This is a genomic window from Halorubrum sp. Atlit-28R, from assembly GCF_003665955.1.
In the GTDB taxonomy this organism is placed as follows: domain Archaea; phylum Halobacteriota; class Halobacteria; order Halobacteriales; family Haloferacaceae; genus Halorubrum; species Halorubrum tropicale.
Window position 1 is genome coordinate 72,789 of the sequence record NZ_QPLS01000010.1, and the last position, 19,624, is coordinate 92,412.

At 52.4% G+C, this 19,624-nt stretch carries 14 protein-coding genes and 1 pseudogene; 8 read left to right on the plus strand and 7 right to left on the minus strand.

Annotated features, from left to right (window positions below; all coding sequences use genetic code 11):
- Positions 1-22 precede the first annotated feature (22 nt).
- The 3 genes and pseudogenes from DVK06_RS14115 to DVK06_RS14130 form a co-directional block, all read right to left on the minus strand.
- The gene (locus DVK06_RS14115) at positions 23-3,928 is read right to left on the minus strand and encodes a PAS domain-containing protein (protein WP_121600742.1); all 3,906 of its coding nucleotides are present in this window, start codon (positions 3,926-3,928) and stop codon (positions 23-25) included.
- 84 nt (positions 3,929-4,012) lie between these two features.
- Positions 4,013-4,189: pseudogene (locus tag DVK06_RS19810) on the minus strand (transposase); the annotation flags it as partial.
- Between the two features lie 591 nt (positions 4,190-4,780).
- Complete coding sequence (locus DVK06_RS14130; protein WP_121600743.1) at positions 4,781-7,300, minus strand: PAS domain S-box protein; 2,520 nt, start codon at positions 7,298-7,300, stop codon at positions 4,781-4,783.
- A gap of 632 nt (positions 7,301-7,932) precedes the next feature.
- Here DVK06_RS14130 and DVK06_RS14135 point away from each other — a divergent pair.
- Positions 7,933-8,718 carry a CPBP family intramembrane glutamic endopeptidase gene (locus DVK06_RS14135; protein WP_158600092.1) on the plus strand — a complete coding sequence of 262 codons (786 nt, stop codon included), beginning with the start codon at positions 7,933-7,935 and terminating at the stop codon, positions 8,716-8,718.
- Positions 8,719-8,921: 203 nt separating this feature from the next.
- On the opposite strand, the gene DVK06_RS14140 is transcribed toward DVK06_RS14135, so the two are convergent.
- The 3 genes from DVK06_RS14140 to DVK06_RS14150 form a co-directional block, all read right to left on the minus strand.
- On the minus strand, positions 8,922-9,134 hold the full coding sequence (locus DVK06_RS14140; RefSeq protein ID WP_121600745.1) for a hypothetical protein: 213 nt from the start codon (positions 9,132-9,134) through the stop codon (positions 8,922-8,924).
- A gap of 150 nt (positions 9,135-9,284) precedes the next feature.
- Positions 9,285-10,214 (minus strand): hypothetical protein, encoded by a 930-nt coding sequence (locus DVK06_RS14145; RefSeq protein WP_121600746.1) that lies wholly within the window; start codon positions 10,212-10,214, stop codon positions 9,285-9,287.
- Positions 10,215-10,316: 102 nt separating this feature from the next.
- The gene (locus tag DVK06_RS14150) at positions 10,317-10,958 is read right to left on the minus strand and encodes a helix-turn-helix domain-containing protein (protein ID WP_121600747.1); all 642 of its coding nucleotides are present in this window, start codon (positions 10,956-10,958) and stop codon (positions 10,317-10,319) included.
- 408 nt (positions 10,959-11,366) lie between these two features.
- On the opposite strand from DVK06_RS14150, the gene DVK06_RS14155 reads away from it, so the two are divergent.
- The 7 genes from DVK06_RS14155 to DVK06_RS18450 all read left to right on the plus strand — a co-directional run bounded on the left by DVK06_RS14155 (position 11,367) and on the right by DVK06_RS18450 (position 16,829).
- On the plus strand, positions 11,367-11,807 hold the full coding sequence (locus DVK06_RS14155) for a hypothetical protein (protein WP_233561745.1): 441 nt from the start codon (positions 11,367-11,369) through the stop codon (positions 11,805-11,807).
- Positions 11,804-12,283 carry a hypothetical protein gene (locus DVK06_RS14160; RefSeq protein WP_121600748.1) on the plus strand — a complete coding sequence of 160 codons (480 nt, stop codon included), beginning with the start codon at positions 11,804-11,806 and terminating at the stop codon, positions 12,281-12,283. The genes DVK06_RS14155 and DVK06_RS14160 overlap by 4 nt, the downstream gene beginning before the upstream one ends.
- Before the next feature lie 105 nt (positions 12,284-12,388).
- On the plus strand, positions 12,389-13,072 hold the full coding sequence (locus DVK06_RS14165) for a cyclase family protein (RefSeq protein WP_121600749.1): 684 nt from the start codon (positions 12,389-12,391) through the stop codon (positions 13,070-13,072).
- A gap of 339 nt (positions 13,073-13,411) precedes the next feature.
- On the plus strand, positions 13,412-13,930 hold the full coding sequence (locus DVK06_RS14170) for a type IV pilin (RefSeq protein WP_121600750.1): 519 nt from the start codon (positions 13,412-13,414) through the stop codon (positions 13,928-13,930).
- Between the two features lie 119 nt (positions 13,931-14,049).
- The gene (locus DVK06_RS14175; RefSeq protein ID WP_121600751.1) at positions 14,050-15,069 is read left to right on the plus strand and encodes a HAMP domain-containing sensor histidine kinase; all 1,020 of its coding nucleotides are present in this window, start codon (positions 14,050-14,052) and stop codon (positions 15,067-15,069) included.
- Positions 15,070-15,538: 469 nt separating this feature from the next.
- Positions 15,539-16,318 carry a DUF5821 family protein gene (locus DVK06_RS14180; RefSeq protein WP_121600752.1) on the plus strand — a complete coding sequence of 260 codons (780 nt, stop codon included), beginning with the start codon at positions 15,539-15,541 and terminating at the stop codon, positions 16,316-16,318.
- Positions 16,319-16,592: 274 nt separating this feature from the next.
- The gene (locus tag DVK06_RS18450; RefSeq protein WP_147438108.1) at positions 16,593-16,829 is read left to right on the plus strand and encodes a hypothetical protein; all 237 of its coding nucleotides are present in this window, start codon (positions 16,593-16,595) and stop codon (positions 16,827-16,829) included.
- A gap of 430 nt (positions 16,830-17,259) precedes the next feature.
- Here DVK06_RS18450 and DVK06_RS14185 read toward each other — a convergent pair whose 3' ends face one another.
- Complete coding sequence (locus DVK06_RS14185; RefSeq protein ID WP_199718698.1) at positions 17,260-19,524, minus strand: alpha-amylase family glycosyl hydrolase; 2,265 nt, start codon at positions 19,522-19,524, stop codon at positions 17,260-17,262.
- Positions 19,525-19,624 lie beyond the last annotated feature (100 nt).

Here is a 19,624-nt window from a genome sequence, read left to right on the forward strand (position 1 = left end):
ATCTGTTCACTTATAATAAGTATTACTCGGACCGCTTGAACTCAAAGCGTGCCCCGCCATCGGTTCCGTCTGTCACCGAAACCGTCCAGCCGTGTGCCTTCGCAATATCGGCCACGATGGAGAGCCCGAACCCAGTTCCTCCGTCACTGGACGTGACGCCATGCTCGAACACTTCGTCCTGCTTCTCGTGGGGAATCCCGGTGCCGGTATCCTCAACGTAGAATCCATCGTCTCCGCTTAGCCCACCCACAGTTACCGTGACATCAGCCCCGCCGTGCTCGACTGCGTTCCGGAAGAGATTCTCGAAGAGTTGGGTCAACCGCCCTGCATCCCCGGTGACTGTCGGAATTCCATCTACAGGTGTAAGCGTTGCCTCCCCGGTGTCGACGTATCCCCACGCTTCTGTCGTGATACTCTCGAGGTCGATCTCTTCTGTATCCTCGATCGTCGTTTCCCCACGTGCCAGCGTCAGGAGGTCCTCGATGAGCCGTTCAATTCGGTCGTGTGTGGATTCTACTTTTTCAAAGTGCTCTGCCTTCCCGGTCTCCGCTGCGATATCGAGGAATCCCTTTGCGACGGAGAGGGGGTTCCGAAGGTCGTGGGCAACGACGCTCGCGAACTGGTCAAGTCGCTCATTCTGTCGATGTAATTCTTCCTCTCTGCTCGCTCGTGCGAGTGCTGCCTCGACAGTCGCACCAAGAATCCGGAACAGGTCGATGTCCGTCTCAGAAAAGACCTGCGTGGAAACTGACCCCGTCAATATGACCCCATACTCGCCCAGTGGAACGAGAACCTCGCTCCGAATCTCTGTGTTTGGATTGTAGGGTTGCCCCTCAGCCTGGACATCATCATATACTTGAGTTACTCCGGACTCAAACGCGTTCCACGCAAGGCTGTCTCCAGGAGTTAATCGGGGAGACTCGCTAAACAGGTCTCGTGCTGCGGCCGTTTCCGTGATCGGAACGAGCGCGTTCTCTCGCTCGTTGTATTCCCAGATTCCGGTGACATCGAGGTCGAGTATCTCGGCCGCGGCATCGACAGCAATTGCCCCGATCTCGTCGCTCGATTCAGCGCCGCTAAGCGATTGTGCAGTGTCCTGAAGCGAGCGGAGGCGAGCTTCCAGCCGCTTCTGTTCGGTGATGTCCTCCAAGACAGCGAGGATGCTCGTAGTCTTTCCGTCAGGGCTTGTAACCGGCGCGACCGACAAGAGAAGGTCCAGTTCGTCTCCGCCTTTCGTCTCTCGCCGTATCTCTTTCGCCCGAATTCGCTCGCCATTCAAGACGCGCTGCTTGTGTGAGGCAAACTCTTCTTGCTGCTCGTCCGGCACGATCGGGTTGAATTCACCAACTACTTCATCTCGCGACCAGCCGAACATATTCTCGGCCTCGTCGTTCCAGCGGATGACGCTGCCATCGGTGCTGATCTCCATGACTGTGAGTGGCGTGGCCTCAATGAGTGACTCCAGCCGCTGATTCGTCGCCTTGAGTTCACGCTCTCGCTTGACCTGCTCGGTGACGTTTCGAGCGATGCCCACGACTCGAACGGTCTTGCCATCGACGACGACCGGTGCGAGGCTGGTCTCCCAGAATCGAGCATCGTCGCCGGTGTCGAGTTCCTCGCGATACGAGATTGTGGTGCCTTGTTCGACGCAGCGAGTGTAATTGCTCTCGAGTTCAGCACCCTCCTCCTCGCCGAACACCTCTCGGGGTGTCTTGCCGCGGACTTCTTCAGTCGACAGTCCGGTCTGTGTCTCGTATCCGGGGCTAACTCGGGCAAACTCGAACGACGGGTTCTCACCAGAAGTATCCGCGTCGAGTAAAAATATTGCGTCCCCGGACGTTTTGAGCAACGCCTCGTATTCCTCCGCAAGTTCTCGGTGCTGTCGACGTTCCGCTTCTCGCTCCGTGATATCCTGAACAACGCCCCGAAGTGCTGCATCACCATGCTTTGTGTTCTCAACGTATTCCCCCCACGCCCGGACGTCACGCACATCGCCGTTAGGTCGAACGATGCGGAGGTCGAGATCGTACGGTTCTCCGTCTTCGATTGCCTGGTCGACCGCTGCTGTAACCGTTTCTCTGTCGTCGGGGTGGTAGAACTCGATCGCGTCGTCGAGAGTTGGCTCGTAGTCCTCGTCGACACCGTGGATCTGGCGGACCCCGTCAGACCAAGTCAGTTCGCCGCTCGAGGGGATGAATTCCCAGATACCGATATCTGCGATGTCCTGAACGCGATTGAAGAGGAACTCCTGACGTTCGAGTTCGGTACGGTCACGACGACGCGAGAGTTCGGTACTCACGAGTTGTGCTACTAGTTCGACAAACGTTTGTTCAAGTGCTCCGAACGGCGCGACTCGCGTCGTCGGACTCGAGAAATTGACCGTTCCGTAACGCGTGCCATCAACGACGAGCGGCACGCCAATGTACGATTCTAACTCGAAGTCACGGTAGGCAGGATGCGTCTCTTTCCCGTCGCTAACGGCGTCAGCGAACGAACAGACCGAATCCGTGCCGACGACTTCCGCACAGTACGTCGATTCGAGATTAAACTGATCGCCAGCTTCGATATCAGCTTCCGGTGCGTGAGTTGCTTCGACCGTGTAGTCGCTGTCCTGGATCCGCGAGACGATACCGATTTCGAGTCCGAGCGTCTTACAACCGACTTCAAGAAGATTCTGGAGGCGTGACTTGGCCGAGACATCGCTTTCTGCCATGACCGCTTGGAGCTCCTGGAGTGCGTCTCGCTCTCGCTCCAGTTGCCGATTTACCTCGCTTTGTTCGGTCACGTCTCGAGCGACAACGAGCACCTGTTTGCCATTTTGACTCTGGAACGGAGTTATCCGGACGTCGAATGTCCGCTCGCTGGTCCCGACCGCGACATCGAGTTGGAGGTCTGAATTGTACAACCCGGTGGACCCACCATCACTTTCGATCTCGTCGAGCGTCGATTCGACTACTTGGGCAAATCGCGTTACACCGGAATCACTAACGCGGTCACCAACAACCGTTTCGAACTGTTTTCCCGTGAGCTGAGCCGATTGATCTCCTGCTAGTAACCGCTTTGTAGCCGTATTCGCGAACTCGACGCGTTCCGTTTCGTCGAGCATAAACACGATATCATGGATGTTCTCCAGAATCGCATCACTGCGCTCTAGCTCCAGTTTCCGCTCTCGCTCGGCAGTAACCTCACGTGAAAAGACGGTCAAGCCGCCGTCATCTGGGAACGCTCGCACTTCGACCCAGTAGCCGAACGGCTCTCCCAGGTGCTGTTCGAACGATACTGGTCTACCAGTCTCCATCGCCGTTCGATATTTATTTTCAAGTTCCGTCCCAACAATTGACGGAAACTCCTCCCAGATGATTTTTCCGACGACCGCGTCCTGGTTACAGCCGACTCGATCAGCCATTTTCTCGTTCATATACTCGATGCGCCAGTCGCTATCGACGGCGTAAATCGCGTCAGTTGCGCGTTCAAGTGTCCGCCGAAAGCGGTCAAACATCTGTTCGGCGACTTCCTCTTTACGAGCCGCCTCGGTAAGGGTCTGTATGCGGCGGCCAAGCAACTTGAAATTGTTCTGCTCGGCATGGATCGGAATATAATCAGAGACGCCAACTTTCGTCGCTTCGCTTGCGATTTGCTCATTGCCTATACCAGTAAACAAGATGCTCGGCAGTTCGTCTCGTTCGGCTCGTAACCGCTCCAAGAGATCAATTCCAGTTCCATCTGGTAGTGAATAGGAGGTGACCACACAATCGATAGAAGAAATGGCTAGTTCTTTGAGAGCAGCCTCCGCAGTGTCGACAGCCGTAAACTCAAAAACTGGTGAAATATTCAGGAGTTTGGTTTGAACCAGCTCGGCAAAGTCAGCATCGTCATTTACATACAGCACGTGAATAGGTTCGGATACCTGACTATCCATATGACGCATTATCTAATATAAACAGAGTATTCTAATCAATTGTTTGGACCAATTCTCGTTCGCGATATCTGAGCAAAGACAGCCGTCTTGGAACTATCTTTTTTCAATCGAAGCCAACACATTAGCTATCACCCACAGATTGTACAACGAGAGTGCGAACAGAAAGTAGAACAGTCGCACTGAGAACGTCGGCGACGACGTTTTCGGGAGGAAATCACCGAGATGTCGATATAACGGTTCGATCCACCAGCGGTGGTGGAGCGCCGCCGCGCATTCGTCTTTAGCTAAGACTGATAGTAATATTCAAACCTCAGAATATAACAAGAGGCGTTGGGAAGAACAATTCCAGTCGGTGAGACGCTGTTCATCGTGAAATCAGGCGATCAGAAACGCTAAGATTGGTTTTTCGGCGTTTTGTCGAGGTGTACGAGCGAAATTTGACCGCAGATCACGGCTAGATAGTATTATTGCGAGTATTAGCTAAAGACGGATGCGCCGTGGCGTATGCTTTCGCCGTCGATGAGTCTACGTCGAAACTCGTTACGAACCAGACGTGCTCACGCGCTGTAGCGGTGATATCGACGTACTCGTCACAATCGAATTGGAGCGTTTTCTCACCTGTGTTTATGAATTCCTAATCAAAAACGATCTGAGAGAGGATCTCTTGGAAATCCTCTCCGGTATACTTTTTATACGGTTTCACGCCGAATTCGAGTTCTGGAAACAACCCCGTCGACGAAGCAAAGGAAACCTGTTTCGCCTCAGCTCTCTGGACCATCTGTCGACCAACATAGCACAGGATGAAGAGCCTCAGTCGGGTTCGGCAACTACCGTCTAGATTGGGCAGAATATCAATAGTGTCTATGTGTCCACGAAATTAACGTTCGTGATCTCAAACCGTGCCCCACCGTCCGTCCCGTCCGTAACGCGAATCTGCCAGTCGTGAGCATCGACAATCTGTTTGACAATATTCAGTCCGAACCCAGTTCCATTTGCCGACTGCGAGTAGCCCATCTCAAAGACAGCGTTGCGCTCGTTGGTCGAAATGCCTGCCCCATCGTCTTCAACATAGAACCCGTCGGCTAGTTCTCCGACCGTCACTGTCACCTCTGGCCCACCGTGTTCAACCGCGTTTCGAAACAGGTTCTCAAATACTTGCTTGAGACGACTGTTATCTGCCCACACGGTTTGATCGACGGTAGTAATTATACGTCCCTGCTCCGTCTGAACGTTCTCCCAACACCCGTCTGCTATCATCGCGAGATCAACCGGCTGAGTGTCACTCACCTCTTTATTATCCTGGGCCAAAATGAGAAGATCTTCAATCAGCGCCTCCATCCGCTCCAGTGCTCGGCGGACACTGTCAAGATGGTCGCTGTCACACTCGTTGGCCACCAAGTCAAGATGCCCGGTAGCAACGTTTAGCGGGTTCCGAAGATCGTGTGACACAACGCTGGCGAACTCCTCTAGTCTTTGTTGGCGTTTTATCCGCTGAGTAATATCCTGAAACGTGCCGCGCACACCAACGATTTTGCCATCCTCACGCCAAGGCTCGCCGCGGGTACGAACCCATCGCACCTCATCGTCAGCTGTGATGATGCGTAACTCCAAGTCGTATGGTTCCCCGTCAGAGTCGTATTGTTCCCCGTCAGTTAACACCCGCTCGACAGCATCCTGAATCGTCGTCTGATCTTCGGGATGATAGAACTCGACGGCGTTCTCAACTGTTGGTTCGAAGTCCATGTTGACGCCGAGAATCCGGTAGACTTCATCGGTCCACCGGAGTGACTCTGTTCGGCGGTCAAGCTCCCAGCCACCGACGTTTGCGACGGTTTGGGTCTGTGAAAGGAACTCGTTGGCCTGCTCAAGTTCCTGGCGTTGCTGCTTGCGTGCCGTGATATCACGATATAACCATATATTCGCTTCACCTTCGGGCAGGGTGTACGGTACGTAATCACGTTCTACCACGCGGCCATCTGTGAGCTGGAGTTCTTCGTTTTGAACCAGCTCCCGTTGTTCGAGTCGCTCAGAAATCGCCTCGATGAACGCCTCTGGGTCGGTGAATCGGGATTTGAATTCTTCAGCTGCTGTGGCGCAGTCGCGTCCAATTACTTCCTCACTGTCGATCGGGACGCCAAGTGTTTCGCCCAACTGGTCGTTTGCCATGAGTACGTCACGTTCAGCGTCTTCAACGAGTACGCCCATCGGCAGATTCTCGACGATTGTGCGGAGGACAGTATTTGTCTGCTTAAGCTCTTGTTTACGCTCTTTACGCTCGCTGATATCACGCAAAATCCCAACTGACCCCTCGAAAGACTCCCCTTCGTAGGGTAAGACGCCCATATGATCCTCACAGGGGATTGGCTCCCCTTCGGCGGGCTCGATCTCAATCTCGAACTGTACGCTATCGGGGCCGTTCGACGAAAGAAGCCTCCCGAGGTGACTTTTCGAGCGGTCGACCACCTCCGATGATTTGATTAGTGTTGGTGATGCTCCAATAATTCTCTCACGCTCGTACCCAACCATTTCGATGAACGCGTCGTTCACGTATTCGAACTGTCCTGTTTCATCAAGTACGTAGACCGGGTCGTTGAGAGTCTCGACGAGTGTTCGAAATTGAGTGAGTGCGATCTCCTGTTCCTGCTCCACAGAGCGATCCCGTACCGAACAGACTAGCTCACTAGTATCCGTCTGGGCAACGGTATGATCCTCGACAAAGGTCGTCCCATCGGCCCGGAGCCCAGTCGTCTCCCCGCTCCAGTAGCCGTCCTCGGCGACCGCTGGCAAAATGACGTCCTGTACAATCGCTGTGTCGCTGTCGGGATAAACCAGTTCCCAGTGTTCCCCCTCCATCTCGTCGGGATCATATCCATAGATGTCTGCGTAGGCCTGATTGACATAGATATACTCACCGTCCTCATTCAGGATGCTAATGCCTTCTTGCGCCGTTTCAATGGCTTTGCGCTGCCGTTTGCGCTCTTTTTCTGCACGATATCGGTCGACGGCGTTTCGCAGTCGGTTCGCCAATACAGTATACTGGTCAGATACACGCTTTTTCTGGAGATAGTCAGTCACGCCAGCGGAGATAGCTTCACCTGCAATCTCCTCAGAACCCTTGCCAGTAAACAGCACAAATGGGAGGTCAGGATAGTTCTCTCGGACAGATTTGAGAAACTCGATACCGTTCTGTGTAGGCATATCGTAGTCGGAGACGATACAGTCGAACTCGCCAGAAGAGAGATGTTCTAGCCCCTTACTGGCACTCGCCGCCGTCGTGACGGTGAAGCTATCATCCTCGCGTTTCAGAAACTCCGCAGTTAACTCAGCGAAGTCTGGTTCATCGTCGACATGAAGCACGTGGATGCTTGCTTCACTGTTCATGGACGAATACAATAATGGCTGGATAATAACACTATCCAAGCATTTCTAGAGACAGAAATTCAGAGGGTTGCTGACACGCGGCATTCCACCGGGATAACGGCGGAAACTCGACGGCACAGCCGACACTCGCTGACTCCGTTAGCTTTTGCGTAGCACATTGTTGATAGACTGCGGTCTTTCGGTTTGCGGTACATGAATCAAATTGGGAGTTCACGGTAGCGATGCTTAGAAGGTCGATTAGTTCCCCGCTCAACTAGCCACGACTGTACCAACGATCTCCTACAGAAGAGCGATCGTACAGGAAACGGGGGTTTTCTGAACAGTAAAATCAAATCTACAAGGCTCTTCCCGAACTCAGTGAAACACTACTATTCACAAATTGATAGAACATTCCGTGATGAATACAGGGCGCGAATCGGTCACCCGGCGCTTGTTACTTGTGAAGAGCTTGGAGCAGTGGAGCGGTGTCGTCTGTGTAATAATACCACCAATCGATGCAACAGACGGTTCTGTTGTACGCTATAGATCCGTGTCACCATCCAAGTTCGCGAGGTGAAGCTGGCTTCTGAAAATCCGTTCACAGAATGGTAATTCACATAACACTTTTGGACGGACGCGATACAGTTCTTGTGATGGCAAACACATCAGCAGTACCAGGTACGATCAAGAATAGTAAGACAGGTACAATCGCGAAGCGTATCGGGATTTCGGTAGGCCTCGTCACGAGTAGTATTGTTGTTGGATTCCTCTTCGCCATCGCCCTCGGGTTCGGCGTCGCGGCAGTCACTGGCGGCCTGCCAACCGACTTCGTCAGCGTGCTCGAAATAGTAACGACGCAGTCGGGATTCGCAGCTGTCACGATAGCATTCCTCGGCGGTGTCACCGGGTGGCGGTTCATCAATATCCGGAGACCGACGCGCAGTGAACTTCGACTCGTCGCTCCGGCGCTCGTTACAGTGCTAGCCATCGAAGCGCTCCGACAGTTTGCGGTCCATCTGGGATACGTCGGCGCCGCTGGCACGCTTTCGACGCCCGAGGAAATAAGTGCGATAGCAGCCGCCACTCTATTAGGGCTAACCGTCATTCTCGCTCCACTCGCGGAGGAACTTTTCTTCCGTGGCGTCGTGCAACAGTACGTCGCGGACGCTGCGAGTCCAGCGGTCGGCATCGCCGTCGCGACGATCCTCTTTGTCCCGGTCCACGGTCTCGGTATCCTTCTGACGGCTAGCAGTCTGCTGGCAGCGATCGCCGTCGTTTTCGTACTTGTGGTGCTCTCTACCGCCCTCGGTGTGGCGTACGCTCGAACGCAGAACCTCGCGGTCCCAATAGTAATTCACGCAGGATACAATCTCCTCACCATCTTCGTCGCTATCGCTGTACAACACATCCCACTCGCCGCGGGATTCTCCGTGTTCTGATTCCACCCTCGGAAGCTGATGCCCAAGCTATGGCTCAGGCTTCATGAAGCTAGATTCCTGGGCGAACATCACGTCGCGGTGGTCGAACAGCCGATTCACCTTCTGCTGGTCGTCGCAGACGTGAAAAAGTGACTGTGAATTTCTTCCAGACGGGTTATATGGGTATCGTCGAGATATCGTGTACGCTCTCCCCGCGACGAAGCTTACTCGTTCGCTTTCCAGAATCCGATCGTAATCCCACTCGCCATTCCAAGCATCATACCTGTGCTGGCTCCGAGGGCTGGCATGTCGATGGCCAGTCCGACCGTCAATCCGAGCGCCGCACCGAGCAACATCCCGACACCCATGGATACGGAGTCTAACTGGTTCTTCTTCTCAGTTTCAGCGGAGTCATCACCTAGAACATTACTGGACATATACATAGATACCGTGGGAGACCAGAAAAGTATTATCTGAATGATGGTTCTGTAAACGGATTTGCAGAAGCCAGCTTCATAAACACGAGATCGCAGTCCGGTACGAGTCGTTTCGGGATGGAGACGCCGCACGCACGAGGAAAAGAGGAATCACTCGACAGATCGAGTCGAACTGACGACTTGATGCTCACTATCGAACATAACGTCGATCGTCTCGTCTTCCACAGCAAACGTAATCTCGACTCGGAGGGGGTCTTCTTCGACTACCGTCACCGATTCGTCGGCTGCGACCGTCACGTCGTGCCATTCTCGAACGAGTGGGGGTTCGAGCCCACTATCGAGCAAAAACCGCCGTACCTCGTCCGTTGTCAGGGCAACAGAAGACAGATCCGAGTAGTAATAGTTATTGCAAAAACTACATTTCAGGCTACTGATTACGCCACCGACAGACAACGAATCGAGACCTTCGCTCAGGTCGTCGACGAGTTTGGTCTCCACATCCCCGTCACAGGCCGGGCAGATGCCCTGTCTCGCGAGTCGTAACTCGCTATAGAACGATCGAAAGGCGGCCTGGAGAGCCTCATCGTCGGTTCGATTGGTGAATCCACGTGGGGAGAACGGAATCACTGCGTATCCTGTGGTACAGTCTTTACAACTGAACATCAGGGCGTTGTCGTTTCGGTACGTTGCCCGTACCGTCCCGCCACACGAGGGGCAGTCATCGACGTCGATGTCCTCCCGTATCCCTCGCTCCGTGACCGTTCCCGAGACGATCAGTCGGTATAGCTTCATCCCGGGATTTGGAAGCCAGTAGCCGTCGTCAGACTTGGCAACGAACGAGCCGACCAGTTTGTCGAGGTGGTAATTGAACTGCCCGCTATCAGCCAAACCGACCGCCTCCATCAGCTCCGAGAAGCGTAGTTTCTGTTGTTGATGCTGGTCCTCGTCCCAAGCCTTTCCCAGTTCGACTATTATCTCCATCCGAGTCTGTTCGCCGAGAATCAAGATGGCCTCCTCCATAGAGACTGATTCGAATTCACCGATCTCCTTGAGCATTTCAGGGCTTTGTTCCTCGGCCATTGCTCGTCTCAAGGCGTGTCCGAAAAATAAACACCCTGTATCAGTAGGTTCAGACTGTCCCCTAGAGTATCTATTCGAGATAAGTGAACTTTTGATTATATTTTACCCGACAATTTCAGAGAACACACGGTGTTCAATTTTTCGGAGGTGCTCGCTCACGGTTGTGGTTGTGACACCGATCTGAGCCGCAATCTTCTCGTGAGTCGTTCCTCTCGGTGTTTCATAGTATCCCCCCTCAACTGCTACCGTGAGAACCTCTATCTGCCGCTCGGTCAGTAGCGATATAATCTCACACTCCCTTGGTTTACGCTCTCCCTTTCTGAGAAGAGTTAGCTCGATATCTGACGGAATTTCTGAGATGACACGATGAAGCGTTTGTTCGTCTCCGCTCATGGTGATTTTGAGTCCGTTATCGGTATGTGTTATAGGTGTCTCGAACACGATTCCGTGCGTCCGGGCAAGAGAGAAAAATTCACGAATCGGGTTGATTGGGCGACCATGGATGTACACAAGTCCCTCCTCGCTCTCTGGCACATCACAAGATATGACCTCGTCGTGGTTCGTGAGGTACGTTCTTACTTGATTGAGGTCGCCTCGAAGATGGTATAGAAGAACAATCGTCCCATTTTCGAGAATGGTAACGTAGTGAAGTGACTCACGGATTATCGAGGGGTCGGCTGCGAGCAACCGATTCGCTGGGTGGAACCCACCATCGACTGTGATTTCCAGCGTGATCGACTTCATGATGATACTCCTATTCTCTGGACCATATAAACAAGCCTGTCCATGTGAGGCAATGTCGGCTTGCAAACTCCATTCTAACTATAATCTGCTTCATGATAAATCAAAGGCTGAGTTGGCATCCGTTGCGCATTGAATGGTTGCTGAAAGCAGTGCTCTCTCGCTCTGTGAATGACCATACGACTGGAGGAATTTGAGATGGGTGTTCGAATCAACGAGTCTGAAAGCTGGTCCACGGGGTTGCGTACTCGAGACGCTATTCTTCCGGGGATAATGACGCTGATTTTGGTTGCAATCTTCGCGTATCTTTCTCCGGGCCTGTCACTAATTGTCACGTTTGTCCCCACGATTATTCTCGCATATGTCTGTTATCTACTAACGAGCTTTCAGCAAATGCCCGACCCAAGTCGTGTGCTCCCAGTCTACCTGGTGGCCTTTGGTGTCCAGTTTCTACACTTTGCTGAGGAGTTTACGACTGAGTTCTACACCCGCTGGCCGGTCGAGGTTTTCAACGCAACCCCGTTCGAGCTCACGACGTTCGTTCAGATCAATATGGTCTCGTATGCTGCGTTCGCTCTCGGTGCAGTCGCCATCTACCGTGGTATCAAGGGACCGATGCTCATCGTCTGGTTTTTCACACTCATGGGGGTCATCGGAAACGGCGTTCTCCATCCCGTGTATCCAATCCTCGCGACCGGAGAGTTTGGCTACTTCCCTGGGCTCTATACCTCCGTTATCTATCTTATTCTCGGTCCAATCCTGTTTTACCGTCTATGGGAGGTCCGAAGCGATAGTGGCAGTGGTGTGAACCATGACGTTGAGACGAACAGCAAAGGGGAGAGCAGTCGATGAGGTACAACAGGTGGGTGACGGCTGGCATTGCAGGAAGTATTGGTATCTTCGTTGCAAATCTCGTCAGTCAGGTCCTGTTCTTCCAGTTAGGAGAGGAGATCTTATTCCACTCGGATCAGCAGAGCGACAAACTGATTGCCGTCATGACTCAGATGGAACCGCTGCCAGTGATGGAAACAGATCCGGGGGTATACATGACGATCTCGTTATTCATCGGTGCACTCCATGGCGGAGTTTTTGCGTACATTCGCGATTCGCTACCGGAAAACACCATTAAGAGTGGATTGGCATATGGTGGAATCCTCTGGGTGTTGATGGCCCTCTATTTTGAGTTTCATGCACCGTTCAATATGTTCGGTGAACCCCTCCCACTTCTGGGACTGGAACTGTTCTTCTGGGTCATTGTCGTTAACGTTGAGGGTGTGCTTATCAGCACACTCTATGATCGATTTGGCAATTCGAGGGGTGAATATTGACTCACCTGGTGTCTTTCAGCGACCGAGATCTGGTCGCGACAATGAAACGTGATACGATGACACATCAAGCAGGATTAATATCAAATGTCGAATAATGGTGATTGTATGAAGTTCGTCGATCTAAGTCACACGTTCGAGGACGGGATGCCCGGATTTCGTCACGAGAACGATGACGGGACACACACGGAGTATACTGCGGAAGTGTCTCCGTTCTTTTCCCACGAGGAGTCACGGGAGAAGTACGACGGCAAAGCCGCGTTCGAAGTCACCGAAATGCGGTTCCAGACCTCTATGGGGACGTACCTCGATTCACCGTACCATCGTCATCCGGAAGGGCGGGACATCAGTGAACTTGACATCGGCGAACTGATACTCCCTGGGACAGTCGTCGATGCCCGAGGACTTGGTGGTGACGAGGAATTGACCCCCGACGCACTTCCTCGAGAGGCTAACCTCGAAGGTTCCGCCGTCCTATTCAATTTTGGATGGGACAACAACTGGGGTTCAGAGCAGTACCACTCCTACCCATATATCTCTGAGGCCGTCATTGAAAGACTAATCGACGCAGACGTTTCTCTGGTCGGGGTAGACACGTTAAACGCCGACAACCACGAGAAACCTGCCCGCCCGGCTCACACTCGACTCCTCGACGAGGAAATTTTCATCGTCGAGAATCTCTGCAACCTCGATTCGCTCGTTGGTAAGTCATTCCGATTCTATGCTGTGCCGATCAAAGCCAAAGACACTGCTGCAATGCCCATTCGTGCATTTGCGGAGGTTGACCAGTGAGGCAAGAAAACGGTATTTACACTGCGTGACAAGATATACTGACCGGATTAAGCGACTCAAACAGCAGGTTCCTCCACTAGTTGTTTGTTCCCCACACCCTTTTCTCGGCTTGTGACTATTGCGCTGCATAGATTCTCTGTATCTCGCACGCCGTTTTTATCAGATTCAGATGATTTTAGCAAGTCAATCGCAGTGTAACCAACATCTGCCGCAGCTACAATAGACTATGATGAACTTGATATCTGGTGATCGAGGATTGGTTTCTCGAATGAATTCTGTAGAGAATGTATAGCTTGTCAACCCTATAGATTTTTTATCAAGCAGAGATTAGTTGAGCTAATGAGTGAGGATGACCGCGCTGTTACTCCTGTCATCGCAACAATTCTCATGGTCGCGGTTGTGGTCGTTTTAGCAACAACCATTTCTGTATACTTCTACGATCTTAGCAACACTATAGAACCAGCCCCAAACGCCGCATTTGAGCAACAACTGCTTGACAAAAGTGGTCCTAATGAGCGTCTTGAGGTTACCCTCACACATGGAGGTGGAATCCGTGCAAACCGGGTGCTGATCGTCGCAACAGAGCCAGTCGATATTGGTGGCCCAGATACGGACCCAAATGGTGGTTACGCAACGGTCGGTGAGAAATTGACAGAGGGGAATGATCAATCCGGTGTTGGCGAATACTGGACAGCAGGAGAGACGATAAAAATCGGTGGCGTTGGGGACCTGTCTGGGATCACAATTCGCATAGTCTGGAACCCAACAGAGGTGAAAAAAGATGGCGCAGGTGGAAGAGAACCAAGCGAAGTAATCGGCGAAAACGCTGCAGTAATTTGGGAACACACTGTTGAATAGGTGACTTATTGGCACCTGCGGATCCTGACGACGACCAATCGCACAATACAGGTGAAGGGCTCATCGGCCGGTGCGGACCTACCAAAGAGTAAGTAACCAGCCGACAGAGAATACGACATATGAGCGACGGCGACTCGAAACCGGATGATCTCTCCTCCGAGTTTTTCCAGCAGATGGTCGAGGCAGTCGGCGTCGGCGTCGGGATATACGGACAAGACGGTCGGTATATCTACGTGAACGACTCTTACGCTGAGCTGTTCTCAGTCACGCCGGCCGATCTGGTCGGAGTAGCGATTTGGGAGGTCGCACCCGAAGTCGACCCTGATACGTTCGACGCGTACTGGGACTCATTCGCTGACGGTGACACACGGCAGGCGGAGACTGTCCATGAGTACAGTGAGAACCGCGTGTCCGTGGCGACGGTCACGACGCAGCGAACGATTGGCGGGGTGCCGTACCACTTTGGGACGATCAAAGACATTACTGAACGCAAGGCGCAGGAGCGTGAAATTCAACAGCAGAACGAACGTCTGGAGAATTTCGCCGGGCTCGTCTCACACGACCTTCGGAATCCGCTCAACGTCGCGCAGGGCTATGTCGATATGCTACAGGCAGACATCGACCGCGATGAGCTAACTCTTGTTGACAACGCTCTTGGGCGGATGGATTCGCTGGTGTCTGAGCTGTTACAACTCGCACGGACGAACACACCAGTCGGGGAGACAGACTCAGTGTCGTTGTTCGACACCGTCACGAAAGCTTGGGACTCAGTCGCAACGATCGACGCCGACCTGCGGTTGGCAGGCTCCGATACGCAGATACTTGCGGATGAGTCCCGATTACGGGAATTGTTCGAGAACTTATTCCGAAATGCTATCGAACACGCCGGGGCAGATGTAGAGGTAACCGTCAAAGCACAGTCAGACGGCTTCTCAGTCGCCGATGATGGGCCTGGAATTCCACCCGAAGAGCGTGATCGAGTTTTTGAGACCGGGTTCACGACGAATCCGGACGGGACGGGATTTGGGTTGAATATCGTCCAGCAGATTGTTACCGGCCACGATTGGGAGATACAGGTTACGGAGAGTATCTCGGGGGGCGCACGATTTGTGATTACCGGCCTCAAGACGGTGGATTAGTACGTAGTGCTACATGCGCGACTCGTCTCTTTCACGGTGTTCGGAACGGAATCCGAATCGCCAGAGTTCAGTCCGATCAATTCGCAAGCGCATCCTCTCAGCTAATTCAGGAATTAGATAGAGGAAATAACGCAGTCTCCGTGCTGACTACATCCTCTGTATCTTGCACGCCGTTTCTATCAGATTTGGAGAATTTCATCAAATCTAGCACGGTGTAGCTAATGTTCGCCGCGGCTACAACAGATTATGAAGAACTCCGTATTTGGTAACTGAGAATCGGCTTCTCAAACGAATATTGTAGTCGAATACCGGATTCTACTACCCCAGATCGAGGGTCACTACTGCGACCAACAATCTGCTTCCTGTGAGCGTACTCGAAACGGATAGTCAGTTCTATCCCGCAACCGACACAGTAGTCCAATCCTCAGATATCGCATCTGTTAAGTACATATCGATAAAATTACACAATATGACCAAACAACACATTTCCACTCAGATGATTCCCGAACGAGACGAGCCAGCATTGTATATCAATCCTCGCTCTGAACAAATCGCAGCCTTCGCAGAGGAAGCAGTAACGGTTGAGGACCAGCCCAAGATCCGGCTGCTCGCAGACTCAGATGAAATCAAAGACGCCCTCTACAACTTCCTCACGGCCTCAAAGATCGCCGAACTCATCTACCGGGAGCAACTCGGCCTCCGAACACTCACGGAGCCAGTCCAGAATACCATCTTCACAACCGAGTCTGAGGCTGTAGTTCCTGTGATGGACAAGCACAGTATTTCGAGCTCGGACCCCGAGCTGGTCTCATCAGTCTATGGTGAGTTCGACTCCAGATTCGAGGCTGCCGAGCAGTATCACCTCCGGACACCTGCCCTCTCAGTAGTGAAACAGACGCTCCGAGAAGAGATCGGCGACGATATCGCAGCCGAGCTCGACGAAGTCCTCGCACACGCTGAAGAAATTTCCAACAGCAGCGAATACCTCAGTATCGTCGAGATTATGCTTATTCTCGCAGCCCGCAACGAGGTCCTCCTCTACGACATCTCGAAGTGGGGAGAGGATACGGGTATCGCTTCGAAAGCAACCTTTTCACGGGCCAAATCAGCACTCGAAGATGCTGGCCTCATCGAGACTGAAAAAGTCCCACTAGACATCGGTCGCCCCCGACTTCGCCTTATCGCAACCGACGAGCTCGCGACAGCAGATCTGAAGACACTCTCCACCGAGATCCAGTCTTCGCTGTAGCATCCGCCCCACGATAGCCCGACTATCGAGACGGGTATACGGTACTTCTCCAACTCAAGCGTGAGATGAAGCAGTCAAGATCACTGCGTAGAGGGTGTAAAACGCATTCTATAATACGCAGTCACCAGATCAATAGTATTTGGCTCTGTTGAAATCCTATTATTCAAATATTTTCGTGAAAGAAAATATTTGTCGCTAACGGCTGTGTCCCGAGCAGGGGTATGACTCCACCGTTGTACCCAACATTCTTTTCAATTTGTCTCAAGTGTAGAGTATGCGGACAAAAGAATTCGCCAGAGATACCCACGTCGTGTTTGACGCTTGTAGGGAAGTGGTCGGATACGTTGGATGGAAGACAGCCGACGTTGACAGTGATGAATTGACTCTGAAGGCTCTCACACCGCTTTCTTGGAAGTCTTTTGGCGATGAAATTGAAATCCAAGTGTCTACCAAGGGTGGTAACACCGTCGTGACCGTGTCATCGAAACCAAGATTCTCGCTCATGAATTGAGGGAAAGATCTCGCAAATGAGGGCGTTTTCTTAGAGAAATTGGCACAAGAAATACACAGGTACGGCCCTGTTTAGACGCTCCTGAACGGGTGGTCAGTGACTCTGTTGAGTGAACAGAATCTATCTATGAGTGTCACTCAATCCGATTTCACTGTCCGGACAAAGACCGGAGACGCCGATCTCCGCCGCGTCTAAACAAGGCCCACAGGTACAATTCCCGCCAACGAGCAGTGACAACTCATGCTGTACTGAGTGATCGAGGGGGGAAGAAATATCAATTTCTGAGGGTTTCAACAGAGCCTAGTATTTCAAAACTATGTATTCCGAGAGCCTCAGCAGTTGCTACTGTCGCATTTCAGTTTAGTACGATTCCGCAGGAACTATTGACAAGGGAGGAGGCAGAAGAATCGCTGAGATCCCTTGTGCGTCTTTAGCTACGCCAGTCGTAGGTTGGCGTTGAGCCGACTCCAGACCGTTGCGGGGGAGAAGTGAATGTTCGGTTACTACCACTCTCCCACGTGACCGTTCCATCGTCGGCGATCTTGACGAATTTGAACTCCAGCTGGGTGTCTGTCGGAACAGCAACTGGCAGGAACCATTCGGGATAGTTGGGATTATGCATGGCCTCTGGCGCCTCTGACGGATCCCAGCCCCCCAGTTCAGGTACGTTGCCAACCACATGGACGTTCTCGCCGGGGGCCGTTTCAGCGTTGACGTGGAATACGACCTGCGTCTGTGCGCCAGAGAGAAGTGTGAATACTAAATCATTACTCGACTGGCCATTTCGCGACGCCGTTACACTGACTTCACCTGGAGCCGCATTGGGAACGACGACCTCGACATGGTTTTCTGACCCCGCGTTGACGGTCGCTTCAACACCACCGAACTCAACTGTAACGTCGGTGCCGAGCCCCTCACCGTAGAGGTATACTGTTTGGCCGGCAGACCCCATCGTGCTTACAAGAGTTCCCAGCCGCGGCGTCGTGGGAGAAGTCGAGGGTGTTGAAGCCCAAACGTTGACTTCACCACCTCCGAGCGTGAACGAGTCGAGCGTCCCGCCGGAGGCATCGATTGAGCCGCCACCGAGCAGATTGTCTAACTCATCAGTATAGGTTCCATCGGGGAGTTCGGTACTGACCGAAGGGACTGACTCTGATTGATCCGGCTGGCGGTTGATGGCTACAACAACGTCATGATCGTAAAACGACCGCTCGAACACGATGACATCATCAGAGTCATGTCGAATGAACGTTTGACCGTATGCGAGCCCGAGGTTTTCTTTCCGAAGCGATGCGAGTTTGGAGATGACATTGTATGCAGTGGTGGATTTGTCGAACTGGTAGTCTGCCTCCATATAGACTCGTCCTTCGTTCGGACTGTCGCCGTCCGGGTCAACGTACTGTTCGGTTCCGTAGTATATTTTGGGCGTCCCACGCACCGTCATCACTGCAGCGAGCGCAGCGTTATACACTGCATCGTTCTGCTGGGTGAGTCGGAAACGCCCGACGTCGTGGTTATCAACGAAGTTGATCGCCTGGTGTTCGTGGGTGTAATCGTCTGTCGTGTAAATCAGCATCTGCCCGAAATCTGTCATCGTCTCGGAGAAATCCCCAAAGACACTGGTCTGGGCACGCATGTACTCGAAGTCTAGATTGTTGATCCCTGTTCGATCTGGGAACGATTCGTACTCTCCGTATTTTGGATCTGGACGAGAAATGAAGAACTCCCCAAAGTGCGTTATAGGTCCGCCGGCATCATCGTCAATCGCGTCTTTAAGAACACGAGAGAAGGCAGGATTCGTGTGTAGCGTGGCGTCATGACGGAACCCGTCGACACCTTTGCCTTTCCAGAATTGCGCAGCATCGATTAAATGTGAGACTGGTTCGGAGTATTCATGATTGAAGTCAGCAAGCGATGCGAGGTCGTTATACCGATAAGCAAACCTCGAGGTATCGCCGCTTTCCGGGTCACCGAGATTGTGGAACCAATCAGCATTCTGACCATGAGGATCCGCAAGCAGGTTTGAGCCAACTGCATTCCCGTCCGAGTCGAAAACGTAGTTACCATTAGTGTCTTTGTCCGGTTCGTACAACCGACCGTGCTCTGCTTTGTAGTCTCGGGTAGGGTTCTGCCAACGGCTGGTATGATTCGAAACAAAGTCGACAACTAATTTGATATCATTGTTGTGGAGAGCATCTCGCATGGCCTCGAAGTCACCCATATCGCCGAAGAACCGGTGGGGCGAGAAGTAGTTCTTTGCGTGATAGCCGTGGTAACTGGTCCACACATCGACCGACCCATCGTCTTGCTCGTCTTCGATCCGTTCCTCTCGGTTTTGATTCGGGGCAGAAATCCACACCGCGGAGATTCCCATATCGACCAGATACGGGATTCGGTCGATGATGCCCTGCCAGTCACCACCTTGGTAGAGCTTTAGATCTTCACCTGTTCCGTCAACCAAACTGCTATCAAAATCACTGAAATCGTTGTTGTTCGGATCTCCATCACTGAATCGGTCAACGAGAATCTGGTAAATTGTGTCGTGAGGCGTAACTGGGCCCAATCGCTCGCTATCTGAGACAACCGTATTGACGCTGGCTGTCGCCGATCCTGCCATACCAGCCCCAAGAGTGGCAGCACCGATTCCTTTGAGAACTGTTCGTCTAGTTCCAGTGTATGGACTGTCTTCTGACATTGCCTCTCTAGAATAAACACGCACATATGTAAATATAATCATATTTGTAGGAAATGTAGAAATATTACATTACAAATGCCAGAAGGAAGAGACATGAATG